Raw genomic sequence first — 25640 nt, forward strand, 5'->3', positions numbered from 1 at the left:
TACTGTCATGAGTGAAGCCGACCGTCTCATTTCATCGGAAAAGCGTGGCGAGGATATCGACACCGCGCTGCGTCCGCAGTCGCTCGATGAATTCACCGGCCAGGCCGAAGCACGCGCCAACCTTAAGATCTTCATCGAAGCCGCCAAGAACCGCGGCGAAGCGCTCGACCATGTGCTGTTCGTCGGCCCGCCCGGCCTCGGCAAGACCACCCTTGCCCAGATCATGGCGAAGGAACTCGGCGTCAACTTTCGCTCGACCTCCGGCCCCGTCATCGCCAAGGCCGGCGATCTTGCCGCCCTCTTGACCAATCTCGAAGAGCGCGACGTCCTCTTCATCGACGAAATCCACCGGCTGAACCCGGCGGTGGAGGAAATTCTTTATCCGGCCATGGAGGATTTCCAGCTCGACCTCATCATCGGCGAAGGCCCCGCCGCCCGCTCGGTCAAGATCGACCTGTCGAAGTTCACCCTCGTCGCTGCGACCACCCGCCTCGGCCTGCTGACGACGCCGCTTCGCGACCGTTTCGGCATTCCGGTGCGTCTCTCCTTCTATACCGTCGAGGAGCTGGAAGGCATCGTGCGCCGCGGTGCTCGCCTGATGGGCCTCGGCATGACAGACGAAGGCGCCCGCGAGATTGCGCGGCGCGCCCGTGGCACGCCCCGTATCGCCGGCCGCCTGCTGCGCCGCGTGCGTGACTTCGCCGAAGTGGCCCGCGCGGAAGCCGTCACCCGCGAGATCGCCGACGAGGCGCTGACCCGCCTGCTCGTCGACAATATGGGTCTGGACCAGCTCGACAAGCGATACCTCAACATGATCGCCGTAAACTTCGGCGGCGGCCCGGTGGGCATCGAAACCATTGCCGCTGGGCTCTCCGAGCCGCGTGATGCGATCGAAGACATTATCGAGCCCTACATGATCCAGCAGGGCTTCATCCAGCGCACACCGCGCGGCCGCGTCCTGACCGCCATCGCCTGGAAACATCTCGGACTGCAGCCGCCGAAGGATCTGGAGGCCGCGCAGTTCCGCTTGACCCTCGAGGAGGATTGAATGATCGCGCGGCGCGGGTTCCTCAAGCTTCTCGGCGGCCTCCTGATGGCAGGCTTCGGAACCAGCGCCTACGCGGTCGGCATAGAGCCCTTCGCCCGGCCTCGCGTTACGCGATACGCTCTCACCCCTCGCGACTGGCCGCAAGATCTCAAACTGAAGATCGTCGCACTCGCCGATTTCCATGCCTGCGAACCATGGATGTCGGCCGAACGCATCGCCGCGATCTGCGATCAGGCGAATACCCTTGAGGGCGACATGATCCTATTGCTCGGCGATTACATGACCAGCATGTGGTTCAACACCGGCTATGTCGAGCCCGCGAGATGGGCGGAAGCCCTGTCACGGCTCAGTGCGCCGCTCGGCGTCCATGCTATCCTCGGCAATCACGACTGGCTGAACGATCCCGTCGCTCTGGCGGCCGGTCACGGCCCGACGCTCGCGCACAAGGCGCTCGGTGATGTCGGAATCCCGGTCTACGACAACCTCGCCATCCGGATGGAGAAAGACGGCAGCCCTTTCTGGCTGGCCGGCCTCGCCGACCAACTCCAGCCCGGCAACCCGGCACCTGACGGCTCCGGCATCATCCCGGGGCTCGATGACCTGCCGGCAACGCTCGCACAAATAAAGGGCGATGAACCCGCGATCCTCATGGCCCACGAGCCGGATATTTTCGTCGAGGTTCCCGGACGGATTGCGCTGACGCTTTCGGGACATACCCATGGCGGTCAGCTCAGGCTCTTCGGCTACTCGCCGCTGGTGCCCTCGCGTTTCGGCAACCGCTATGCCTATGGCCACATCGTCGAGGATGATCGCCATCTCATCGTTTCCGCCGGCTTCGGCCTTTCCAACCTGCCGATACGGCTGGGAGCGCCCCCGGAAATCGTCGTGGTCGAACTCGGCGGAGCAGGCCTGCCGGCAGCATGAAGATGGAACCTCGGGGCAAGGAAGTGACACCATGACGGATCCAGTCGATCCCTGCCGCGTGTTTCGAAAACTCGCCCGCAACAACACCTTGGCCAATCTCAGGCTCCATGAGGCGGTAGCGCGTCTTCAACCCGGAGAGTTCGAGGCAAAGCGCACGAGCTTCTTCCCCTCGATCCACGCCACGCTCAATCACATCCTCATCATCGACTGGTTCTATGTCGACGCACTGGAAGGCGGAATACTTGGGCCAAAGGCATGGGAGAACGAAATACCCTTTGCCGAACGACAGGCGCTCCAGGCCGCACAGGCCGACGTCGATCGCCGCTTGCTTGAGTTTTGTAACGGCTTGGGGCCTCAAGATCTAGGACGAACGGTCAATGTTCACCGTGGCAGCCGCATCCAGCAAGACCGCTGCGACGACATCCTTAGCCATCTCTTCCAGCACCAGACCCACCATCGCGGGCAGGTGCATGCCATGCTGGCCGGCACCAGCGTCAGGCCGCCGCAGCTGGATGAATTCATCGTCGGTGACGATGCGCAGGCGCGAGAAAAGGAGAGGATAGCGCTCGGATGGAGCGAGAACGAACTGATGCGTTGAAGGAGCACATAACATCCCCTTGCGTCTAACCTTAAGACTTGTTCACCAACCGGAACTCTACGCTCCGACTAGCGCATCGGCCCGAAAATCGGAATCGATTTTCGGAAAGCTCGATGCGTAGATTCAAGATGTTAGAGCGTCCTTTGTGCGTCCAAATGGACGCACGGCGCTCTAGGCCGGCAGCAGATGAGAAGCATACACAATTAGTTGTTTTTATTAAATATTATTAATTATAATATTCATATTGCATTCACATCTCGAAGTCTAGCGTCATGCCATAGACAACGAGGAACGAGACCATGAAGAAAGCATTCCTGATCGCACTTGCCGGCCTGATGATCGCCGCCCCGATGGCCCAAGCCCAGCAGTATCGCCCGGACGACCGCCGTCCGCCCCAGCACAATCAGGTCAAGCCGCAAAGGCCCGCTCCCCACAAGGCCGCGCCCAAACCCTACTACTGGAAGAAGGGGCAGAACATGCGGGACTGGCGCCGCCACAATGAAATCAACGACTACCGCCGTTACGGCCTGCGCAAGCCGGGTCGGGACCAGCGCTGGATCAGGGTTGACAACCAGTACCTCCTGATCGGCATCACCTCCGGTCTGATCGCCGGCATCGTGACCGCCCGGTAAGCAGCCAGAACCCCGAGAATCGAGCCGCAGGCGCGAACGTGTCTGCGGCTTTTCCTATCACGGACCGGCAGGCCTTCACGACGATCGTCAGGCGACGGAAGATTTCAATAACTGTCGGCGAGACAGTGAACAGTACTCTCGAACAGAGACCGCCCGCCCGGCTTCCAGCCGAGAGCGGTGATCTTCTCCACCGGCATTGCTCTGACAGCCATCTTGTCCGCCGGCTCGGGCAATGGCCGCGGACACTGGACCGCCGACTGGAAGATATCGAGAATATCGCGGGTATCCGCCACAATGTCGGAAACATTGAAGGAATGGCCACTGACTTTCGCCGCTTCGGCAGACAGCGTGAGCCGCACTGCCTGCCCTACATCGCGACCGTGGACTTCCGACCCGGCCCGCTGAGGAACCTCCCGCCCTGCAAGATAATCGGAGAAAAGCGCATCCCACTTGTTCGGTCGTGTAGCGCCATAAACGCCCGTTACCCTGAGGCTGGAGGTCACGAAACCGGGGGCGGCAAGATTGGCCAGCACCCGCTCGGCCAAAAGCTTCACCTCGCCATAAAGACTGGTCGGTTCCAGAAACTGCTCCTCGGTCAGCGCTTTTTCGGCCGCAAGTCCGTCATAGACCGCCCGGCTGGAAAGGAAGACCACTCGCCTGACACCGGCCTGCCTTGCGGTCTCGAACAGGCGGATGGAGCCATCGAGATTGAGCCTGCGAAAACGATCGGGATCACCACCCTCCCCGCCCCGGTATTTGCCGGGCAGATGGTCGAAAGCCGCATGAACGAAGAAATAGGCGTCATCGAAAGCGTCTGTCTGGTCTTGCTGCGGATCGAGCGACAGCAGACGGAATTCGACCGGCTGCGAAAACAACCCTTCCGCCGGCGGATGACGCGCACCGATGACGACCGCATAACCTGCGGCAAGCAGGTCTTCGACGATATAGCGTCCGACCAGCCCCGTTCCCCCGGATACCAGAACTTTCATGCAGCCGCCTGCTCGGGCCTCGAAAGCGAGGCGATTTCCGGGATACCCTGGCCCGTGTAATAGGCGTGCCAGAGATCGATCAGCGGCTTCAGTGCCGCCGCCTTGGGATGATCCTTCTCCCACGGCTTTTCATACTGGTAGTGAAGGATGCCGATCTGCCGCCAGTCCCACAGCTCCGGCAGATTGAACCACACATATTGCAGCATGTTCATGAACACCGGGAGACCATGCCAGTCCGGAAAATAGCTCTCAAGGAAGGTCTGGTCCGTGCGCCGCCAGAAGACATCCGGTTGATCCAGATTGCGCAGCATGTCCTCGAAGGTAGCAAGCGACGGACGCGCGACGAACACCCCGGAATTCAGCCGATGGAAATCGACAAGGCTTTCATAGACATTAGGCGCGGCGGAAAATTCCGGATAGTCGAACAGCCGGTCCACATTGCGCAGAACGATCGCATCCGCATCGATGAAGACGCAGGTCTCGTAGTCGATGAGCTGCCAGAGCCGGAGCTTGCAGAAATTGTCGAGAGGCGAGTGAAAGGCCGGCTTGCGCCCCTTGGTGAAAGGCGCATTGGCATGCAGATTGCCGCGCGCATGCCGCTGGTTGAAGCCATCGGACAACGGCAGGTGCTCGACCGCAACCAGCCGGCAACCGAGCCGGTCGAGCGGCTGAAGCGCATCCGGCTCCACGCCGCCGGTAAAGAGCACGACGACATCGGCGGAACTGCCGGTCAACCGGATGGAACGCGCAAGTGCCGTCGCGCCCATGGCATAGTCGCGATTGGTCACCAGCGTGACATAGGCCTCACGCGAACCGGCCGTCGTTGCCGGTCGTATGCCCTTCAGCAGTTCAGCCCCCATCATCATGACACCGATTTCAGCTTCTTGCCCTCCGGATCGCGATTGATCGTCCGCGCGATATCCTTGGTCCAGGCGGAAACCGCCGGCACGCGGGACCGGTCGACGCGGTAGGCAAACTTCTTCGCGACATCGACGATCTCTTCCAAAAGCCCACCTTGCAACGTTATCGGTTGCAATCCGAGCCCGAGGAACTTCTCGTTTTTGACGATGAGGTCGTTCTCCGCTGCTTCCTTGCGCGGATTGGGCAGCCAAGCGATGTCCGCGCCCGAGATCTTCGCAATCATCTCCGCAAGGTCCCGCACCCGGTGCGTTTCCGTCATTTGGTTGAAGATCTCGACCCGCGATCCGCGCGCCGGCGGATTGCTCAGCGCAATCTCGATGCAGCGAACCGAATCCTGAATATGGATGAAGGCACGCGTCTGGCCACCGGTACCATGCACCGTCAGCGGATAGCCGATTGCCGCCTGGATCAGGAAGCGGTTCAAAACCGTGCCGTAGTCGCCGTCATAGTCGAAGCGGTTGACGAGCTGCGGATGACGGCGCGTCTGTTCCGTATGGGTGCCCCAGACGATGCCCTGGTGCAGGTCGGTGATTCTCAGACCGTCGTTCTTCGCGTAGAACTGAAAGAGCAACTGATCGAGGCATTTCGTCATGTGGTAGATCGAACCCGGATTGGCCGGATAGAGGATTTCCTGCGAGACCGTCTCGCCTTCGGTCGTTTCGATCCCGACCGGCAGATAGCCCTCGGGGATGGCCGCGCCGACGGTCGAATACCCATAGACACCCATTGTGCCGAGATGGACCAGATGCGAATCGAGCCCGATCTCGACGAGCGCGTTCAAGAGATTGTGAGTCGCCGAAACGTTATTGTTGACCGTGTAGTTCTTGTGCCGGTCGCTCTTCATCGAATAAGGCGCGGCACGCTGCTCGGCGAAATGGATGATCGCATCGGGCCGCTCTTCGGCCAGCCACTTCTTCAGAAGCTCATAGTCCTTGGCGAGGTCGATGAGGTTGAAATGGATCCGCCGGCCGGTTTCCGCATGCCAGATTCGGGTGCGTTCCTGTATGGAATCCATCGGCGTCAGGGACTGAACACCGAGTTCGGTATCGATCCATCGGCGAGACAGGTTATCGAGGATATGAACGTCGTGGCCGGCATCGGAAAGATGCAATGAGGTAGGCCAACCAACGAAACCATCCCCGCCCATGACTGCGATCTTCATAAGATGCTCTCCTTTGCCGATGAGGTATCAAACCTGATAATGCCGATTTATGACAGAACTACAATCGCCGCCGAAAAGCCCCCCCCCGGCCGACGCGGACAGGCATTTTCCGAATAAGGACAACATGATGACGCATATGGATTTTTCCCTTTCCGGACACTTGGTGGAGCACGGACACCGGCTCGTTCAGCGCGTCTATTATGAAGACACCGATTTTTCCGGTCTGGTCTATCACGCCCGCTACCTGCACTTCCTTGAACGGGGCCGTACCGACTATCTTCGCTGCCTCGGCGTCGAGCAGAGCGCGCTGATCGGGATAGACGAGGAAGGCCTCGTTTTCGTGGTCCACCGCATGGAAATCGACTTCAAGTCGCCGGCCCGCATGGATGACATACTGGAGATCAGGACGACCACCACCAAGGCCGGCGGCGCCAAGATGGTGCTGGAGCAGGAAATCCGGCGCGGCGAAGACCTTCTCATCGCCGCGAAGGTCGTCATCGCCGTCGTCAACCGTCGAGGACGCCCCCGCCGGCTGCCGGAGGATCTCGCCGCGCAGTTTCTTGCCTGATTCGCAGTATCCCGCCGCAAGCGGACACGAATGCTTCGACGGCAATCACTCACAGCTGACATGCGGCGGTGATAACGGTCCCTTAACCATAATGATGTCTTACTAACATTATGGGAAATTGTGCGCCGCACGCCTTCCTTTGACCAAATTTCGAGGCAAGAAGGCAATCTGGGAGCTTGAAGCGGGATTAGGGCGTTCGGCGAAGGCTACCGCAAATTTCCGGTAACAGAGCTTTTTCACCGCCCGGTCATGCGCCGGGCGTTTGGATTTCGGGGATTACAAAGCGATGGAAGAAGTTGGATTGGCAGCAGCGACCCATGACGTGAGCCTCTGGGCCCTGTTCATGCAGGCCGGCTTCGTGGTGAAGCTCGTAATGCTGGGACTGCTCGCAGCCTCGGTATGGACCTGGGCGATCGTCATCGACAAGTTCATGAGCTACTCGCGGGCCCGCCGGCAGTTCGACCAGTTCGAACAGGTGTTCTGGTCCGGCCAGTCGCTCGAGGAACTCTACCGGACGCTGGCCGAGCGCAGCAACACCGGCCTTGCCGCGATGTTCGTAGCAGCCATGCGCGAGTGGAAGAAGAGCTTCGAGCGCGGCGCACGATCGCCGATCGGCCTCCAGATGCGTATCGACCGCGCCATGGACGTGACGCTGGCGCGTGAGTCGGAAACGCTCGAAGCACGGCTTGCATCGCTTGCCACCATCGGTTCGGCCGCCCCGTTCGTCGGCCTCTTCGGTACGGTTGTCGGTATCATGACCTCGTTCCAGGCGATTGCCGGTTCGAAGTCGACCAATCTCGCCGTCGTTGCCCCCGGTATCGCGGAAGCACTTCTGGCGACGGCAATCGGCCTCGTCGCCGCTATCCCCGCCGTTATCGCCTACAACAAGTTCTCCGGCGAGGCCGGCAAGCTGACCGCCCGCATGGAAGGCTTTGCCGACGAGTTCTCCGCCATTCTTTCGCGCCAGATCGACGAAAAACTACAGCCCCGTCAGGCGGCGCAGTAATCGGTCCGACTTAGGAGACGCAAGCAATGGGTATGTCTGTTGGATCGAGCGGTGGTGGCGGTGGACGTCGTGGCAGGCGCGGCGGCCGCAAGGCACCGATGAGCGAGATCAACGTGACACCGCTGGTCGACGTCATGCTCGTACTGCTCATCATCTTCATGGTCGCCGCCCCTATGATGACCGTGGGCGTACCGTTGAACCTGCCCAAGACGGGTGCCAAGGCTCTCAATTCCGAAACGCAGCCCATCACCGTTTCCATCAAGGCCGACGGCTCGGTGTTCATTCAGGAAACCCAGATTCCCGTCGACGAAATCGGCGCCAAGCTCGCCGCCATTGCGACGACTGGCTACACCGAGCGCATCCATGTGCGTGGCGACGGCGAAGCGCCTTATGGCGTGATTGCAGACGTCATGGCCCGCATGCAGGCCGCAGGCTACACGAATGTGGGCCTTATAACCGAGCAGAAGACAAACTGATTTACAGCGATGAAGGTCAGCCTCGCGACATCGGCGGTACTGCATGCACTGGCGCTCACCTGGGCGCTGGTGTCTATCAGCTCGACCGAAACTCTTGACGTATCGAACGTCGAGGCGCTGCCTGTTGAACTCGTCCCTATCGAGGAACTGACACAGATTCAGCAGGGTGACCAGAAGGCTCCGAAGGCGGAAAAGGCAGCCCCCGTTCCGACCAAGAAACCGACGTCTGTCGAGAACGCCGAAAACTTCGGTGACAACAAGATCGACCTGAAGTCGGTTCCGACCCCGAACGCGAAACCGAACGCCACTGAGTCCTCCGCCGCGCCGGAGAAGGTCGAGAAGGTCCAGCCAAAGCAGGACAACGAAACCAACGACATCAAGGAAATCATCAAGGAAGACACGGTCGCCGAGCCGCAGAAGGAAGTGGCCAAGGCCGAACCGCCGAAGCCGCAGGTGACGGAACCGCCGGCACCCGAAAAGCCGCCGGAACCCACTCCGCAGCAGCCTGACGAGACCGCGGAAATTCCGCTGCCGGAAAAGGCGCCCGTCCCGTCCACACGTCCCAAGCCCGAGGCGCCGAAGCCGGTCGAGACCAAGACCGCCGAAGCCAAGCCGACCGAAAGCCAGACGGAGAAATCGCCGGACAAGAAGAAGGACACCAAAACTCAGGAGACGTCCAAGTCGAAGGCGACCAAGGAAAGCGACTTCAACGCCGACGAGGTAGCGGCCCTTCTCAACAAGAAGGACCCGACAGCCGGCGGCGCCAAGGCCTCTCAGGAAAAGGCGGCCCTTGGCAGCAAGAAGACGATCGGTGTAGCTCTCAGCTCCAGCGAAATGGACAATGTGAGGGGGCAGATCGAGAATAACTGGTCGGTTGTTGCTGGCCTGCCCGGCATTGAGGAAGTTCGCGTGCAGATCACGGTTGAACTCGACCAGTCCGGCAATATTGTCGGGACGCCAGAAGTTAAGACAACGGGTGGCTCCGAATCGGCCCAACGGGCAATCGAAGGAAGCGCCCGTCGCGCGCTATACAAATCGGCACCGCTGAAGAACCTGCCGCTTGAGAAATATGACGGTGAGAAGGGATGGAACAAGCTGGTCCTGAACTTCGACCCAAGTGAATTTGCATTGTGATTGACAGAGACCGGGCAACGGAGACTGCACTTCACGGGACTTCCCATGGACCGCTACCATACTGGTCTGTGATCACGTTAAACCTAGAATACGTCAAGAACTGATGGAAGAGCTGAAAGGCTTTGCGATGAAAATCAACCTTCTTCGATATCTGGCGGTGATCGTCGGCCTTGCCGGCGCCTTCGCTACACCGGCCCACGCGGTCGTCGAGATCAATATCAGCAAGGGCAATGTCCAGCCGTTGCCGATTGCAATCACGGACTTTGCTTCCGGCAACGGCATCGGCGCGAAGATCTCGGCTGTGGTCGAGGCGGACCTGAAGCGTTCCGGCCTTTTTGCTCCGGTGAGCCGCGCAGCGTTCATCGAGAAGATCAGCAATCCCGACCAGACGCCGAACATGCAGAGTTGGACCGTGCTGAATGCGCAAGCCCTCGTCGTAGGTCGCGTCAGCCAGGAAGGCGATGGCCGTCTGCGCGCCGAGTTCCGCCTGTGGGATACCTTCGCCGGCCAGCAGATGGCAGGCCAGCAGTTTTACACCCAGCCGGAAAACTGGCGTCGTCTCGCTCATATCATTGCCGATGCGATCTACGAGCGCATCACCGGTGAAAAGGGCTACTTCGACACCCGCGTCGTCTTCGTTGCCGAAAGCGGCTCCAAGGCCGACCGCAAGCGCCAGCTCGCGATCATGGACCAGGACGGTGAAAACGTCCGCACGCTGACCAACAGCAAGGACATCGTTCTGACGCCGCGCTTCTCCCCGAGCCGTCAGGAAATCACCTACATGTCCTTCGAGGGCCAGCAGCCGCGGGTTTACCTCCTGCAGCTTGAATCCGGCCAGCGCGAAGTCGTCGGCAACTTCCCCGGCATGACCTTCTCGCCGCGCTTCTCTCCCGATGGGCAGCGCGTCATCATGAGCCTGCAGCAGGACGGCAATGCCAACATCTACACCATGGACCTGCGCTCGCGCACCACGACGCGCCTGACCTCCACGGCCGCCATCGACACCTCCCCCTCATACTCACCGGATGGTAACCGCATCGCCTTCGAAAGCGACCGCGGCGGCCGCCAGCAGCTCTACGTGATGAACGCCGACGGCTCCGGCCAGCAACGCATCTCCTTCGGCGACGGCTCATACTCGACGCCGGTCTGGTCGCCGCGCGGCGACCTGATCGCCTTCACCAAGCAGTCCGGTGGCAAGTTCTCCATCGGCGTGATGAAGACCGACGGTTCGGGCGAACGCATCCTGACCACCGGCTTCCACAACGAAGGCCCGACCTGGGCGCCGAACGGTCGCGTGCTGATGTTCTTCCGCCAGAGCGCAGGTGCCGGCGGTCCGCAGCTCTACTCGATCGATCTGACGGGCTACAATGAACAGCTCGTCAAGACCCCGGGCTACGCCTCCGACCCGGCCTGGTCGCCGCTTCTCGAATAGGACACAGCTACGCCCTCTTCCTGCCGCAAAGTGTTGGGAATCAGCGCATTGCGGCAGTGTTTTGACACTTTGTTAACCATGTTCGTTCGAAGCCGGTTAACCTCGAATGGTTAAAGTCCGGCAACCCTAACGGAAAGAATCAAGGAGACCGGCGATGAGCCGCATTCACACCCCGGCGAAGAGCCGCATGCAGCAGCTGGCAAGCAACCCCGCAATCGTCGCCATCGCGATGACGCTGGCACTTGCCGGTTGTGCCTCGAAGAAGAACCTCCCGAACAGCGCTTCCGAACTCGGCCTCGGCGCCGGCGGTTCCGCGACCCCGGGTTCGACGCAGGACTTCACCGTCAACGTCGGCGACCGCATCTTCTTCGACACCGACTCGACCTCGATTCGCGCCGATGCCCAGCAGACCCTCGACCGTCAGGCCCAGTGGCTGCAGCGCTACCCGAACTACGCCATCACGGTCGAAGGCCATGCCGACGAACGCGGTACCCGCGAATACAACCTGGCGCTCGGCGCACGCCGCGCAGCCGCCACCCGCGATTACCTCGCTTCGCGCGGCATTCCGGCAAGCCGCATGAAGACCATTTCCTACGGCAAGGAACGCCCGGTCGCCGTCTGCGACGACATCTCCTGCTGGTCGCAGAACCGCCGCGCCGTCACCGTGCTCGGTGGCGCAGGCCTCTGATCCGGGACATCGATCGACGCCCGATCGATCAACCCCATGTGAAGGCGGCCCCCGGGCCGCCTTTTCTTTTCTCCACACTTTGGCCGAACTTGAGTTGCTTTTTTACGGTCAATTGTAAAAATCCGCTGTGCACGCCATTCGGCGTGACGATTCAAGGATAACAGGACGAACCATATGAAGAGACTTGTCATGGCCGCATTGCTTGCGACGGCCTCGCTGGCAGGCCTGAACGGGACGGCAAACGCGTTGCAGCTGTTCCCGTCGCTGCACAAGAGCCAGCCGGCTCCGGCTGCCAACAGCCGCCAGCCTGTGCAGCTTGCGCAGAGCGCCGACCCCTCCATCCGGGTGCAGCAGCTCGAAGAAGAGATCCGCACCCTCAACGGTCGTATCGAGGAAATGAGCTATCAGTTGCTGCAGATGCAGGAACAGATGCGCAAGACCCAGGAAGACAATGAATACCGCTTCCAGGATCTGGAAAAGGGCGGCGCCAAGAAGAGCGGTGCGCTCGACAAGCCGGTGAATGCGGGTGCGACGCAGCAGGATTCGGTCGCCGAGATCATCACCCAGGAACCGGCAGCCGGTGGAAACACCGGCGCCTCCTCTTCGTCGCTCGGACAGCCCGAGCAGACGCTCGGTTCGATCGAACTCGACTCCAGCGGCATGCCGCAGACTGCGACAATCAACCAGGATGCCGTCAACAAATCCTCGGCCCTGCCCGGCGTGGCCGCTCCCTCGTCAACCCAGTCCGCAGCCGGCGGGTCGGAAGGTGATGTCTATCAGGTTGCCTACGCCCATGTTCTCTCCGGCGATTATGGCATGGCTGAAAACGAGTTTCGCGACTTCATCACCCGCTACCCCAAGAGCAACAAGATTGCCGACGCCAATTTCTGGCTGGGCGAAGCGCTCTATTCGCAGGGCAATTTCAACGAGGCCGCCAAGACCTTCCTGAACGCACATCAGGCTTACAGCACGTCACCCAAGGCGCCCGAAATGCTGCTGAAGCTCGGCATGTCGCTGGCTGCACTCGACAATACCGACACCGCCTGCGCCACCCTGCGCGAAGTGTCGAAGCGTTACCCGAAGGCCTCTCGCGCGGTGGTTTCCAAGGTGGCGAGCGAACAGAAGCGCCTCGGCTGCTGATCCGCGTCCGCCCGGCCGATCCGCCGTGGACCACACCCAATCCCCCGAAGATGCAGCCGCAAGGTTCCTCGACCGATTATCCGGTTCGCGCAGGCTGCTTGTCGCCATTTCCGGCGGCAGCGATTCCACCGGCCTGCTGATCGCTCTCGATCGCGCCCTTCGTTCGCGCCGCCTGCCCCACTCCCTCGCCACCGTCACGATTGACCACCGGCTGAGAGCGGAGAGCACCGCCGAAGCCGAGACCGTCGGCACCCTTTGCGCCTCGCTCGGTATCCCTCATCACATCATCGCCTGGAACGACGAAAAGCCCAAAACGGGAATATCGGCAGCAGCCCGCGAAGCGCGCTATCGTCTTCTCGCCAACGCAGCAAGGGAAGTCGGCACAGACCTCATCGTCACGGGCCACACGCTCGACGATCAGGAGGAGACCGTCGCCATGCGCGCTACCCGCGCTGCAGAAGACAATCTCGGCCTCGCCGGCATGGCCGACGCAACGCTTAACGACCGACGCTTCTGGCTTCTCCGCCCGTTCCTCTCGGTCCGACGTCAGGATATCCGCGACTATCTCCGCCAAATCGACATCGGCTGGATCGACGACCCCAGCAACGAGGATCGCAAATACGAGCGCGTGCGGGTGCGCCAGGATCGTACAGCCATCGATCCGGACGCAATCCGCGCCGCCGGCGTCGAACGAACCGAACTGTCGCGACAGGCAGCGGCCATTCTCAGAGCCCATGCATCCAGCTACGCCGCACTCCTGGTGAAGCTGCCGCCCGAAGTCATCGATATTCAGTCGCCTGCTTTCCAGCATGCGCTCTCGACGCTCTGCGCCGTGGCCGGTGGCCGCTCGCATCGGCCAGGCCGCGACAGCATGGATCGGCTGATCTCATTCCTTGCCACCGGCCGGACGGGCCGCATCACGCTCTCCCGCGCGCTCGTCGAACGGCGCAAGGACGGCCTGTTTCTCATGCGCGAGAACCGCGATATTTCGCCGCTGGAAATCCCGGCAGGAGAAACCGCGGAATGGGACGGACGCTTCCGCATTGCCAATCGCGGCGAAGAAACCCTCCTCGTCGGACCAGGTCAGTCGCCCCCACCTCTTCCCGAACCTCTCGGTCTCGCCGAAGGCATCATCCGCCATCTGAACCGGATCGGCCCCTCTGTAACTGCTGGTAAAGCAATAGTGATGCGGGCGGGCACATCGTCCGGCTCCCTCGATCTAGAACCCTGCCTGCCTCTGTTCGACCGCTTCCTGCCGGCATTCGACCTCGATTTGGCGAACGCTGTGGCCACCCTCATGGGACGGAAGGACTATTGCCCTCCGCCGTTTAATCCTTATTGACGGAAAAAGCAGGCAAAACGCCGCTTTGCCTTGGCAAGGCCGCAGTGCAATCCTATGTTAGTCGATAATCAGGCGGGCCATTTGCCCGCGTACCTTATTCGGGGAGTTCGATGAACCCAAATTTTCGGAACTTTGCGCTATGGGCCATCATAGCCCTCCTGCTGATCGCCTTGTTCAGCATGTTCCAGACGACGCCGTCGCAGACAAGCTCGCGCGAAATTCCGTATTCGCAGTTCCTTCGCGAAGTGGACTCGGGACGCGTGCGTGACGTGACCGTCACTGGCAACCGCGTTCTCGGCACCTATGCCGAAAACGGCACGGCCTTCCAGACCTACTCGCCTGTGATCGACGACAACCTGCTTGAAAAGCTGCAGTCGAAGAACGTGATGATCGTCGCCCGTCCGGAGACGGATGGCTCGTCCGGCTTCCTGAGCTATCTCGGCACGCTCCTGCCCATGCTGCTGATCCTCGGCGTCTGGCTGTTCTTCATGCGCCAGATGCAGGGCGGTTCGCGCGGCGCGATGGGCTTCGGCAAGTCCAAGGCAAAGCTTCTGACAGAGGCCCATGGCCGCGTCACCTTCGACGACGTCGCTGGCGTCGACGAAGCCAAGCAGGACCTCGAGGAAATCGTCGAATTCCTGCGCGACCCGCAGAAGTTCCAGCGCCTCGGCGGTAAGATCCCGCGCGGCGTGCTGCTCGTGGGTCCTCCGGGCACGGGTAAGACGCTTCTCGCTCGTTCGGTCGCCGGCGAAGCCAATGTGCCGTTCTTCACCATTTCCGGTTCGGACTTCGTCGAAATGTTCGTCGGTGTCGGTGCATCCCGTGTGCGCGACATGTTCGAACAGGCCAAGAAGAACGCGCCCTGCATCATCTTCATCGACGAAATCGACGCCGTCGGTCGCCATCGTGGCGCCGGTCTCGGCGGCGGTAACGACGAACGGGAACAGACGCTCAACCAGTTGCTGGTCGAGATGGACGGCTTCGAGGCCAATGAAGGCATCATCCTGATCGCCGCGACCAACCGTCCCGACGTTCTCGATCCGGCGCTGCTGCGTCCCGGCCGTTTCGACCGTCAGGTCGTCGTGCCGAACCCGGATATCGTCGGTCGCGAACGCATCCTCAAGGTCCACGCCCGCAACGTTCCGCTGGCACCGAATGTCGATCTCAAGATCCTTGCTCGCGGTACGCCCGGCTTCTCCGGTGCCGACCTGATGAACCTCGTCAACGAAGCTGCCCTCATGGCCGCCCGCCGCAACAAGCGCGTCGTCACCATGCAGGAATTCGAAGACGCCAAGGACAAGATCATGATGGGCGCCGAACGTCGTTCGTCCGCCATGACCGAAGCTGAGAAGAAACTGACCGCCTATCATGAGGCCGGCCACGCGATTACCGCGCTTAACGTGCCGGTCGCCGATCCGCTCCACAAGGCGACGATCATTCCGCGCGGACGTGCGCTCGGCATGGTCATGCAGCTGCCGGAAGGCGACCGCTACTCGATGAGCTACAAGTGGATGGTCTCCCGCCTCGTCATCATGATGGGCGGACGCGTGGCCGAAGAGCTGACCTTCGGCAAGGAGAACATCACCTCGGGCGCATCCTCGGACATCGAGCAGGCGACCAAGCTTGCCCGCGCCATGGTTACCCAGTGGGGCTTCTCCGACGTGCTCGGCCAGGTCGCTTATGGCGAAAACCAGCAGGAAGTCTTCCTAGGACACTCGGTTTCGCAGTCGAAGAACGTCTCGGAATCGACCGCCCAGAAGATCGACAACGAAGTGCGCCGCCTGATCGACGAAGCCTATACCGAGGCCCGCCGCATCATTTCGGAAAAGCATGACGACTTCGTCGCGCTTGCCGAAGGTCTGCTCGAATACGAAACGCTGACCGGCGAAGAGATCAAGGCTCTGATCAGGGGCGAGAAACCGGCCCGCGACCTCGGCGACGACGGCCCGACCAGCCGCGGTTCCGCCGTTCCGTCCACCGGCCCCAAGAAGGATCAGCCGAAGGGTGGCGAGCCCGAAAACGGGCTGGAACCGCAGCCTCACTGACCCCAGGGTTCAGATCGGAACATCAAGCCACCCCCGGCAACGGCGGGTGGCTTTTTTGTAGATGGTAACGCGATGTAATGGGTTTTAGCGGTAATTTACGTGTCCTGCTGCCAATTTTGTGGCAAGAGCAGCCCAGTTGATATCGCGTTATCCGCCTCACGCGGCGTATTCATCTCATCGACGCAAGCGGGCGGCAAACGGAGCATTTCGGGAAAACACATGACACGTCGTTACTTTGGCACGGATGGCATTCGCGGACAGTCCAACCACTTTCCGATGACGCCGGACCTCGCAATGCGGGTCGGCATCGCGGTCGGCACCATCTTCCGGCGTGGCCATCATCGTCACCGCGTGGTGATCGGCAAGGATACCCGCCTATCCGGTTACATGCTGGAAAACGCGCTTGTCGCCGGTTTCACCGCAGCCGGCCTCGACGTCTTCCTGCTCGGCCCGATCCCGACACCTGCCGTCGCCATGCTCACCCGTTCGCTGCGCGCCGATATCGGCGTGATGATCTCGGCCTCCCACAATCCCTTCGCCGACAACGGCATCAAGCTCTTCGGCCCGGACGGCTACAAGCTTTCCGACGAGCTTGAAGCGCAGATCGAGGACCTTCTCGAACAGGATATTTACGGCCAGCTCGCTCCAGCCCATGAGATCGGCCGGGCCAAGCGCGTCGAGGGCGACATTTATCGCTACATCGAATTCGTCAAGCGCACCCTGCCCCGCGATGTGACCCTGCACGGCCTGCGCGTCGCCATCGACTGCGCCAACGGCGCTGCCTACAAGGTTGCTCCGCTGGCGTTGTGGGAACTCGGCGCAGAGGTCGTGACCATCGGCAACGAACCGAACGGCACCAACATCAACCTCGACTGCGGCTCCACCCATCCGGCCGCGCTGCAGAAGAAGGTGCATGAGGTCCGCGCCGACATCGGCATTGCACTCGACGGCGACGCCGACCGCGTCATCATCGTCGATGAGAACGGTGCGATTGTCGACGGCGACCAGCTGATGGCGGTCATCGCCGATACCTGGGCGCACGACCAGATACTCAAGGGCGACGGCATCGTCGCCACCGTCATGTCCAACCTCGGCCTCGAACGCTTCCTGACAGGCAAGGGCCTGAGCCTCGCCCGCACCAAGGTCGGCGACCGCTACGTCGTCGAGCACATGCGCCAGCACAACTTCAATGTCGGCGGCGAGCAGTCCGGACATATCGTGCTCTCGGATTTCGGCACGACCGGCGACGGCCTCGTGGCCGCACTCCAGATCCTTGCCTGCGTCAAGCGCACCGGCAAGACGGTCAGTGAAATCTGCCACCGCTTCGACCCGGTTCCGCAGCTCCTGCGCAACGTGCGCTATTCCGGCGGCAAGCCGCTTGAGGACGCATCCGTCAAACAGGCCATCGCCGACGCCGAGAGCGAGTTGGCAAAGAACGGCCGCCTTGTCATCCGCCCCTCCGGCACCGAACCCCTGATCCGCGTCATGGCCGAGGGAGACGACCGCAGCCAGATCGAGCGCATCGTAAACGACCTCATCGGCGTCATCGCCAATGTTCGTAGTGAAGCGGCTTAATCTTCTCTTCGGGGGTGCTCCTCATCTGCGGATGAGGGGCCGACCCGATACGCAAACGAAAAAAGGCCCGGCCGCCATTGGCGCCGGGCCTTTTCCTTTATATCGAATACGAATCAGGCCGAGAGCTTGGCCATGACCTCGTCGGAGACTTCGAAGTTCGAATAGACATTCTGGACATCGTCGTCATCTTCCAGCGTGTCGATGAGTTTCATCAACGACCGAGCCTTCTCCTCATCGACTTCGATGGTGTTCTGTGGCTTCCAGATCGCCTTGACGGTTTCGGCCTCGCCGAGCACCGCTTCCAGCGCCTTGGACACTTCGTTGATGTCCTCGAAGCCACAATAGATGGTGTGACCGTCTTCATCCGAAACCACATCTTCGGCGCCGGCTTCGATCGCCGCTTCCATGACCTTGTCGGCATCGCCGACGGAAGCCTTGTAGGTTATTTCGCCAACGTGATCGAAGGAGAAGGAAACCGAACCGGTTTCACCGAGAGCACCGCCAGCCTTGGAGAAGATCGAGCGGACGCTGGAAGCCGTGCGGTTGCGATTGTCAGTCAGCGCTTCGACGATGACTGCAGTGCCGCCTGGACCGTAACCTTCGTAGCGGATCGAGTCATAGGTTTCGGCATCGGCGCCGGACGCCTTCTTGATGGCGCGGTCGATGTTATCCTTCGGCATCGACTGAGCCTTGGCGTTCTGCACGGCAAGACGAAGAGCAGCGTTCATGGTCGGGTCAGGCAGACCGGTCTTCGCCGCAACCGTGATTTCGCGCGCAAGCTTGGAGAACATCTTCGAACGGATACCGTCCTGCTTGCCCTTGCGGTGCATGATGTTTTTAAACTGTGAATGGCCAGCCATGGCACCCCTGATCAGGTCTAAATATTGGGAATGGCTGCCTTATAAGGGTGAAAACCTCCCCGTTCAAGGGGAAGGAAGGCAAAACCGACGGCTAACGCCCAGCAGGCCTCGACCGTACGACCACGTCACATTCCCTGCAGTACAAGGATCAGCGGCTTGCGCGGCATGGTGCGCATCGAAACCGTGACGCCCGGACTGTCCGACACTTTCACATCGAAACTCTGGTCGAACATGGCGACGAAATCACGCACGGGTTGCCCCGTGCGATGCATCGGCAGGATGAGCGCCGAACGCAGCCGCTTGATCGTCCGGCTCATGCTGTCGGCCCCCATCGTCAACCCGCCATCGACCGGCACCATGACCACATCGAGGCGACCGATCTCGGCATAGTGACCATCCGTCAACTCGTGATGCAGATGGCCGAGATGCCCGATGCAAAGCCCCGCCACCTCGAAGATGAAGATGGAATTGCCGTTGGGTTCGAAGTCGCCGCCCCATGAGCGAATGTCGGTAGAAACGTTGCGGATATAGGTATCGCCAACCACCAGCCGGTGCTCGATCTTCTCGCCCGGCTTCTCGTCGTTCCAGCCATGCAGCACGTTGACGATCGAAGGATCCGGCGTAAGCGTGTAGTGACTGGAATGCGCCTTGTTCATGGTCACGACATCGGGGATCTTCGACGTCCGCAGCCAGCCGTTGAAGTCGGTGGCGATCGAGATGCCGCCCGGCGTATCGATCTGAAAGGTCGAATGGCCAAGAAAGGTGATCGTCACGTTTTCCGGCAAGGCCGCCAATTGCCGGGAAACGGTATCTTCCGAGGGCTTGAAGGCGGCAAACGTCACCGACGGCAGTTTCTCCGCCATCAACTGGCACTGACTGACCTGCCGGTTTGCATCCTGGGCAGCCGCGCCAGCGGCGGCAAGCATCAGGGAAATGAACGCCATCGCAAGTCGCAGCAGCATCACGCAAGCCCCGCTCATCGATCAGATGGCAGAGGATGCGACAGGCGGGATATCAGGTAAAGCGCCCGGCGGGGCAAGCACTGTCACATTAGCGTGAGGCCGAGGCATGCACTACCTCGGCGGCTATCGTCAGCGCCAGAAATCCGGAATGGTTTCCGCCAGCCGCGGCCCGATCCGGAGCGGCGCGATCTTCTCGGCAAGCCCCGTCCGGTCGGAGATCTCGACGCCGACGCCGCAGATCGTGGCGGGGCCGTGCGCGGCCTCGAAACGGCCCTTCGGCATCTTGGAAATGAAGCGGTTCAGCGGCTCTTCCTTCTCCATGCCCAGCGAGGAATCGTAGTCGCCGCACATGCCGGCGTCCGACATGTAGGCCGTGCCGCCATTGAGGATCTGATGGTCTGCCGTCGGCACATGGGTATGCGTGCCGACGACGAAGCTCGCGCGGCCGTCGACGAAATGGCCGAAACACTGCTTCTCGCTCGTCGCCTCGGCATGGAAGTCGAAGACGATCGCATCCGCCTGCTCCTTCAGCGGGCAAGCGGCCAGAATGGCCTCCGCCGACTTGAAGGGATCGTCGAGCTCGGGATGCATGAACACGCGGCCCATGATGTTGGCGACCAGAACGCGGGCGCCGTTGCGGGCATAATAGATGCCGGAGCCGCGGCCGGGCGTGCCGGCGGGATAGTTTGCCGGCCGAAGGAACTGGTCATGGCGCTCGCAGAACACCACCGCCTCTTTCTGGTCCCAGACATGGTTGCCGGTCGTCACGACGTCGGCGCCGGCATTGATCGTTTCGAGGTAGATGTCCTCGGTAATGCCGAAACCGCCGGCCGCATTCTCGCCGTTGACGACGACGAAATCGAGCTTGAGATCGGAGATCAGGCCGGGCAGCCGCTCCCATACCGCCGTGCGACCCGTCTTGCCCACCATGTCTCCGAGAAAAAGCAGTCTCATTCGCCTTGTCCAGTCTCCGTCAGAATTGCCTGTATCCGCTTTCCGTCAGAACAGCTTCAAGCTGGACGTCATGCGGTTCAAAGGGCACTTCTGCCACCTCCTGACAGTCGAATGCAATGCCGATAAGCCTCGGATCATGGCCTTTTTCTCTCAGCCGGCTGATGGCACGGTCATAATGGCCCGCGCCGTAGCCGATCCGGTGTCCGCGGGCGTCAAAGGCCGAAAGCGGAACCAGCATGATTTCCGGATCGAGGACAGCGGCTTCCGGACCGGGCCCGCGCGTACCGAACCCGGTATCGACAAGTTCCGCGCCTGCCACCAATTCGCGGAACAGAATGGTTTCCCTGTCCTGTATGATCGGCAGGCAGAGCCTTGCTCCGCGGGTTCTCAAGTGTGACATCAGCGGGCGAATATCGGCCTCAGAGCGGATCGGAAAGAACCCTGAAATGATCGTCCCCGGCACAAACGCCAGCCGATCTCCGCCATATTCAGCCATAGCAAGGCTGTATTCCGTCCTCAGGTCGACCGGTATCGCATCCCGCGCAGCAAGCCGCTCACGACGGATGACGGCCTTCCATTCCCTGTTGCTCATATCGTGCATGCATCCCTCAAAGTGAGCGGACCATAACCGAGACGGCACTTTTTGCAATCGTCCCTCAGCTGCTCGACCAGTCAGGCTCCCAAAGCGCTTTTGATCCCATTTTCCCGGCTTTCCCAAAGGATAATTAACACTCGTCAATTATAGTGCATCGCAACACAACGGACAGGATATTCTTCATGAAGATTTTCTCGCGCTTCGGCATCGTCAAGACCGTCACCACGACAACCGTCCTGGTATTGATGGCCTCACTCGCCGTCGTTTCGTGGGTAATCTCGCAAAACATAGCAACACGTATTTCCGAACAGGCGATCGCCGGACAGAACGCCAGCCTCAGAACGGCAGCGACCATCGTCGAACGTGACCTGCCCGGCACGGCCATCACTTGGGGCAAGGATGGCAACGTCCAGCGCATCGTGACGACCGCGATCCCGGCGGAATACGCCTCGCACGAAATGATCGACACGATCGGCCGCATGACCGGCCAGACCGCGACCATCTTCGCCTGGGATCCGGCCAGCCAGGATTTCTGGCGCAAGACCACCAACATCATCAAGCCGGACGGCAAACGCGCGGTCGGTACAGCACTGGGTCAGAAGGGCGCCGTCTATCCCGTCGTCACCAAGGGCGGCACCTATCGCGGAGAAGCCGTCATTCTCGACGTTCCCTATTACACGATTTACCAGCCGATCTTTGCGCCGACCGGCGAAGTGATCGGCATTCTCTATGCCGGTGTCCGCGCAGCCGAGATCGACAGCATGGCCCACCAGATGGCATGGGCGATCGGCACGACGGCCTTTGCAGTCCTCCTGCTCGGCGCCGTCATCATCGCGTTGATCGCGCGCCGCATCATCGGCCCCCTGCCCCAGCTGACTGCCGTCGCCGGCGAAATGGCATCCGGCCATCTCGATGTCGTCGTGCCCCATGGCGATCTCGGTAACGAGGTCGGCGCGCTGGCGCGAGTCCTCGACGTCTTCCGCGAGAACGCACAGCAGAAGATCGAACTGGAACGGCGGGCGGTGGAGAACACTGCTCTTGGCGAGCAGGAACGCATCGAACGTGAAGCGCTCAAGGCAGAGGAAGCACGTCGGACGCAGGCAGCCGTCGATGCATTGGCATCCGGCCTCCATCGCCTCAGCGAGGGTGACCTCACCGTCCGTATCGACCAGAGCTTCGATGGCGGGCTGGACCGGCTGCGCACCGACTTCAACCACTCCATCGACAAGCTGAACGGCACCCTCTCGCAGCTTCGCAACGAAACCCTCGGGATCGAGGCAAGCTCGGCGGAAATGCGCTCGGCAAGCCAGGATCTTTCCAAGCGCACGGAGCAGCAGGCCTCGTCGCTGGAAGAAGCATCCGCCGCCCTCGAGGAAATCACCTCCACAGTCCGCAGTTCGTCTGCCAAGGCCGACGAAGCATCCACCCTTGCTATGGCTGCCCGCAAGAGCACGGAAGGCTCCGGCAAGGTCGTTTCGGATGCCATCGAAGCAATGAGCCGTATCGAGAATGCATCGGCCGAGATATCCAAGATCATCAACGTGATCGACGAAATTGCCTTCCAGACCAACCTTCTGGCGCTCAACGCCGGTGTCGAGGCGGCGCGCGCGGGCGAAGCCGGCAAGGGTTTCGCCGTCGTCGCGCAGGAAGTTCGCGAGCTTGCCCAGCGTTCCGCTAATGCTGCGAAAGACATCAAGACGCTGATTACGAAATCCGGCGAGGAAGTCGCCGGCGGCGTGTCACTGGTGCGTGAAACCGGCAAGGCATTGCAGGAGATCGCCGGTCAGGTGGCCGCCATCAACGACCACATCGCAGCGATCGCGACCGCCGCACGCGAACAGTCGGCCGGCCTCAACGAGATCAGTTCCTCAGTGAACCACATGGATCAGTTCACTCAGAAGAATGCCGCGATGGTCGAGGAAACGACGGCGGTAACACACCGTCTGGCCGAAAGTGCCACGACGCTTTCAGGCCTCGTCGCCCAGTTCCGCACCTCGGATACGGCCGCAGCACCGACCCGCCGGGCAACGCCGACACCCACACCCACAACGGTCTCGGCACCGGCATCGGTAAAGGCTCCTGCCGCTCCCCGTACCGCGGATACGACTTCCCGGGCTGTCTCCTCTCCCGCCCGGGCCATGGTGGGCAAGCTCGCCAATGCATTCCCTTCCGCGGGCGCGGCCTCCGCTGCCGCTTCTGCCGATTGGGAAGAATTCTGACACCATCCTCCGGCCCGGCCAGACGTCGCCCGAACCGCGATTGATATCCGGAAAAACGACACCGGCACAGCTCCACGCTGCGCCGGTGTCTTCGTGCGACCGTAGAACTGGAACGCGTTTAGATCATACGGCTTCCTCCCGCCACCGCTCCCCATCCGCATCTCATCGGAGTAAGGCCGTCACGCACCTCTGCATGACGTAGTCTAGCCCCTCCATTTCCGGATGCGCTCGCCGCCTTTTCCGCTAACATGCAGAACTGGTCGTCCGACTCGCTATGAGGTGTACATGTTTCTACTGTCGCACATGCTGAAGTCATTCATCCGCAAGGGCCAACTGACGGTGATCGATGCCGAGGGCAAGCGTCACATCTTCGGCGGCATGGAACCTGGCCCGCAGGTCACCATGCGGCTGACCGACCCAAAGCTCTATCGCAGTCTGGTTTTCAAGGCCGAACTCGTGGCCGGCGAGGCCTATATGGACGGCACCATGCGCTTCGAGGAAGGATCGACGCTGCGTGATTTCCTCATGCTGTTTTCGGTAAACCGCCTGTCGCTGGGCAAATACCCGATCGAGAAGGTCCTTCGGAAGATCAAGATGCTCTTCCGCAAGCGGCTGCAATCGAACAAGAAGGGCGAGGCCCAGCGCAACGTCGCCCACCACTACGATCTCGGAAACGAGTTCTACAAGCTCTTCCTCGACGACAACATGCTCTATTCCTGCGCCTACTTCCGCGAGGAAGGCGAAACGCTGGAACAGGCCCAGCGCAACAAGCTGCGACTCCTCGCCGCCAAGCTCGACTTGAAACCGGGGCTGAAGGTACTGGATATCGGTTGCGGGTGGGGTGATCTCGCTCTTTACTTGGCGCAACTCGAAAACGTCGAGGTCGTCGGCGTCACGCTCTCGAAGGAACAGCACGCGCTGGCGACCAAACGAGCCGCCGATGCCGGCCTTTCCAATCGCGTGCGTTTCGAGCTGAAGGACTACCGTGACGTCACGGAAACCTTCGACCGCGTGGTGTCCGTCGGCATGTTCGAGCATGTCGGCGTGCAGCACTACGACGAGTTCTTCAAGCGGTTGAACGCCCTGATGCCGGATGACGGTCTGGCTGTCATCCATTCGATCGGCCACATGAGCCCGCCCGGCATAACCAGCCCGTGGATCCGTAAATACATCTTCCCCGGTGGTTATTCCCCCGCCCTTTCCGAGGTGCTAGCTGTCACGGAGCAGAACAGCCTGTGGGTCACTGATATCGAGGTGCTGCGCCTGCATTATGCCATGACGCTCGCCCATTGGGGCCAGCGCTTCGAGGCCAACCGCGACAAGGTCGTCGCCATGTATGACGAGCGCTTCGCCCGCATGTGGGAATTCTATCTCGTCAGCGCCGAAATGACCTTTCGGGCCGGCAGCCAGATGGTGTTCCACCTCCAGCTTTCCCGAAAGCGCGACGGCGCCCCGATCGTGCGCGATTACGCTACAGACCGCCAGCGCGCCTATATCGAGAAGGAAAAGGAACTCGGCCTGAACATCTGAACAAATGAGTATCCGAACAGGCCGTTGCGTGGACGATGACGGCGCGATAACGTCGCCTCCTCAATAGAGGCTACGGAAATTCTCACTATGTCGACAGACACCATACTCTGGTTCATCCCTGCCTGCTTCGCGCTCAACATGGCGTTCGGGCCGAACAATCTTCTGGCGCTGACAAACGCCATGCGGGTCGGCATTCCGACGGCGCTTGCCGCTTCGCTCGGCCGTATCCTCGCCTTCGCGATCATGATCGCCATCACCGCGCTTGGCCTCGGCGCGCTGCTGATCGCATCGGAAGTCGCCTTCTCGGCGGTCAAATGGGCGGGTGCCGCCTATCTCGTCTGGCTCGGCATCAAGCTTCTGCGCGCAGGGGCACCTCAGATCGGCGATCTGGACGCGGCAAAACCGGCCCGCACGACCGCAAGCCTTGCCCGGCAGGAATTCTGGGTGGCGATCGGCAATCCCAAGGCAGTCCTGATCTTCACCGCCTTCTTTCCGCAATTCCTCGATCGAGGCGACTATGCGACGAGTTTTGCCGTGCTGGGCGTGATCTTCCTGCTGCTCGAAATGGCAGCGATCGCTATCTACGCCTTCATCGGCAGCCATCTCGGCCGCTTCGCCGGCAATTCGAACGTCTTTGCGTGGATGAACAAGGCAAGCGGCGGGTTGATGATCGCCTTCGGCGCCATGTTGGCACTGGCACGCAGGCCAGCCCCCTAGGACGAATCGACATTCATCGGAGCCAAAGCATAGCGGCAACGAGATGGATGACGCCTTTGAAATGAATGGTTCTGCGGTCGTATCGGGTTGAAAGCCGACGGAAGTGCTTCATTCGGTTAAAGC

At 61.0% G+C, this 25640-nt stretch carries 24 protein-coding genes and 1 pseudogene; 17 read left to right on the top strand and 8 right to left on the bottom strand.

Going from position 1 to position 25640, the window contains the following annotated elements:
• Nucleotides 1-7 precede the first annotated feature (7 nt).
• From ruvB to NBH21_RS10625, 4 genes are all read left to right on the top strand, one after another.
• Nucleotides 8-1048, top strand: a complete 1041-nt coding sequence (ruvB, locus tag NBH21_RS10610) for a Holliday junction branch migration DNA helicase RuvB (protein WP_250915534.1) — start codon at nt 8-10, stop codon at nt 1046-1048.
• Complete coding sequence (locus tag NBH21_RS10615; protein ID WP_250915533.1) at nt 1049-1972, top strand: metallophosphoesterase; 924 nt, start codon at nt 1049-1051, stop codon at nt 1970-1972.
• A 31-nt stretch (nt 1973-2003) separates the two neighbouring features.
• A complete protein-coding gene (locus tag NBH21_RS10620; protein WP_250915532.1) occupies nt 2004-2570 on the top strand; it encodes a DinB family protein in 567 nt (188 codons plus the stop codon).
• 299 nt (nt 2571-2869) lie between these two features.
• Nucleotides 2870-3202: an RcnB family protein gene (locus tag NBH21_RS10625; RefSeq protein WP_250915531.1), complete on the top strand. Its 333-nt coding sequence runs from the start codon at nt 2870-2872 to the stop codon at nt 3200-3202.
• Nucleotides 3203-3306: 104 nt separating this feature from the next.
• On the opposite strand, the gene NBH21_RS10630 is transcribed toward NBH21_RS10625, so the two are convergent.
• Genes NBH21_RS10630 through NBH21_RS10640 form a run of 3 tightly spaced genes read right to left on the bottom strand, consistent with a single transcriptional unit; the run spans nt 3307 to nt 6274 of the window.
• Complete coding sequence (locus NBH21_RS10630) at nt 3307-4191, bottom strand: NAD-dependent epimerase/dehydratase family protein (protein ID WP_250915530.1); 885 nt, start codon at nt 4189-4191, stop codon at nt 3307-3309.
• Nucleotides 4188-5057: a glycosyltransferase gene (locus NBH21_RS10635; RefSeq protein WP_250915529.1), complete on the bottom strand. Its 870-nt coding sequence runs from the start codon at nt 5055-5057 to the stop codon at nt 4188-4190. Before NBH21_RS10635 ends, NBH21_RS10630 begins: the two co-directional genes overlap by 4 nt.
• Complete coding sequence (locus NBH21_RS10640; RefSeq protein ID WP_250915528.1) at nt 5054-6274, bottom strand: NAD-dependent epimerase/dehydratase family protein; 1221 nt, start codon at nt 6272-6274, stop codon at nt 5054-5056. The genes NBH21_RS10635 and NBH21_RS10640 overlap by 4 nt, the downstream gene beginning before the upstream one ends.
• A 127-nt stretch (nt 6275-6401) precedes the next feature.
• On the opposite strand from NBH21_RS10640, the gene ybgC reads away from it, so the two are divergent.
• The 10 genes from ybgC (at nt 6402) to glmM (ending at nt 17680) form a co-directional block, all read left to right on the top strand.
• The gene (gene ybgC, locus NBH21_RS10645; RefSeq protein WP_250915527.1) at nt 6402-6842 is read left to right on the top strand and encodes a tol-pal system-associated acyl-CoA thioesterase; all 441 of its coding nucleotides are present in this window, start codon (nt 6402-6404) and stop codon (nt 6840-6842) included.
• Nucleotides 6843-7128: 286 nt separating this feature from the next.
• Nucleotides 7129-7848: a protein TolQ gene (tolQ, locus tag NBH21_RS10650; protein WP_099058746.1), complete on the top strand. Its 720-nt coding sequence runs from the start codon at nt 7129-7131 to the stop codon at nt 7846-7848.
• 26 nt (nt 7849-7874) lie between these two features.
• Nucleotides 7875-8324 (top strand): protein TolR, encoded by a 450-nt coding sequence (gene tolR / locus NBH21_RS10655; RefSeq protein WP_163900695.1) that lies wholly within the window; start codon nt 7875-7877, stop codon nt 8322-8324.
• A gap of 9 nt (nt 8325-8333) precedes the next feature.
• Nucleotides 8334-9458 carry a hypothetical protein gene (locus NBH21_RS10660; protein WP_250915526.1) on the top strand — a complete coding sequence of 375 codons (1125 nt, stop codon included), beginning with the start codon at nt 8334-8336 and terminating at the stop codon, nt 9456-9458.
• A gap of 127 nt (nt 9459-9585) precedes the next feature.
• Nucleotides 9586-10890, top strand: coding sequence for a Tol-Pal system beta propeller repeat protein TolB (tolB, locus tag NBH21_RS10665; protein ID WP_250915525.1), 1305 nt, complete (start codon nt 9586-9588; stop codon nt 10888-10890).
• A gap of 154 nt (nt 10891-11044) precedes the next feature.
• Complete coding sequence (pal, locus tag NBH21_RS10670) at nt 11045-11578, top strand: peptidoglycan-associated lipoprotein Pal (protein WP_163900701.1); 534 nt, start codon at nt 11045-11047, stop codon at nt 11576-11578.
• A gap of 174 nt (nt 11579-11752) precedes the next feature.
• Nucleotides 11753-12718 (top strand): tol-pal system protein YbgF, encoded by a 966-nt coding sequence (gene ybgF / locus NBH21_RS10675; RefSeq protein WP_163900703.1) that lies wholly within the window; start codon nt 11753-11755, stop codon nt 12716-12718.
• Between the two features lie 25 nt (nt 12719-12743).
• Nucleotides 12744-14060 (top strand): tRNA lysidine(34) synthetase TilS, encoded by a 1317-nt coding sequence (gene tilS / locus NBH21_RS10680; RefSeq protein ID WP_250915524.1) that lies wholly within the window; start codon nt 12744-12746, stop codon nt 14058-14060.
• 110 nt (nt 14061-14170) lie between these two features.
• Nucleotides 14171-16105, top strand: coding sequence for an ATP-dependent zinc metalloprotease FtsH (ftsH, locus tag NBH21_RS10685; RefSeq protein WP_250915523.1), 1935 nt, complete (start codon nt 14171-14173; stop codon nt 16103-16105).
• A gap of 219 nt (nt 16106-16324) precedes the next feature.
• Nucleotides 16325-17680 (top strand): phosphoglucosamine mutase, encoded by a 1356-nt coding sequence (glmM, locus tag NBH21_RS10690; RefSeq protein ID WP_250915522.1) that lies wholly within the window; start codon nt 16325-16327, stop codon nt 17678-17680.
• A gap of 113 nt (nt 17681-17793) precedes the next feature.
• On the opposite strand, the gene NBH21_RS10695 is transcribed toward glmM, so the two are convergent.
• From NBH21_RS10695 to NBH21_RS10710, 4 genes are all read right to left on the bottom strand, one after another.
• Nucleotides 17794-18540, bottom strand: a complete 747-nt coding sequence (locus tag NBH21_RS10695; RefSeq protein WP_250915521.1) for a YebC/PmpR family DNA-binding transcriptional regulator — start codon at nt 18538-18540, stop codon at nt 17794-17796.
• 125 nt (nt 18541-18665) lie between these two features.
• A complete protein-coding gene (locus tag NBH21_RS10700; protein WP_250915520.1) occupies nt 18666-19502 on the bottom strand; it encodes an MBL fold metallo-hydrolase in 837 nt (278 codons plus the stop codon).
• A 129-nt stretch (nt 19503-19631) separates the two neighbouring features.
• The gene (locus tag NBH21_RS10705) at nt 19632-20456 is read right to left on the bottom strand and encodes a TIGR00282 family metallophosphoesterase (protein ID WP_250915519.1); all 825 of its coding nucleotides are present in this window, start codon (nt 20454-20456) and stop codon (nt 19632-19634) included.
• Between the two features lie 19 nt (nt 20457-20475).
• The gene (locus tag NBH21_RS10710) at nt 20476-21048 is read right to left on the bottom strand and encodes a 5-formyltetrahydrofolate cyclo-ligase (RefSeq protein ID WP_250915518.1); all 573 of its coding nucleotides are present in this window, start codon (nt 21046-21048) and stop codon (nt 20476-20478) included.
• Nucleotides 21049-21233: 185 nt separating this feature from the next.
• On the opposite strand from NBH21_RS10710, the gene NBH21_RS10715 reads away from it, so the two are divergent.
• From NBH21_RS10715 to NBH21_RS10725, 3 genes are all read left to right on the top strand, one after another.
• A complete protein-coding gene (locus NBH21_RS10715) occupies nt 21234-23270 on the top strand; it encodes a methyl-accepting chemotaxis protein (RefSeq protein WP_250915517.1) in 2037 nt (678 codons plus the stop codon).
• Nucleotides 23271-23555: 285 nt separating this feature from the next.
• Entirely contained in the window at nt 23556-24800 is a 1245-nt protein-coding gene (locus NBH21_RS10720; protein ID WP_250915516.1) for an SAM-dependent methyltransferase, read from the top strand.
• 87 nt (nt 24801-24887) lie between these two features.
• Nucleotides 24888-25517 carry a LysE family translocator gene (locus NBH21_RS10725; RefSeq protein ID WP_250915515.1) on the top strand — a complete coding sequence of 210 codons (630 nt, stop codon included), beginning with the start codon at nt 24888-24890 and terminating at the stop codon, nt 25515-25517.
• Nucleotides 25518-25530: 13 nt separating this feature from the next.
• On the opposite strand, the pseudogene NBH21_RS10730 reads toward NBH21_RS10725, so the two are convergent.
• Nucleotides 25531-25640: pseudogene (locus tag NBH21_RS10730) on the bottom strand (IS5-like element ISNeu3 family transposase); the annotation flags it as partial.

This window comes from Ciceribacter sichuanensis (assembly GCF_024055605.1).
GTDB lineage: Bacteria > Pseudomonadota > Alphaproteobacteria > Rhizobiales > Rhizobiaceae > Allorhizobium > Allorhizobium sichuanense.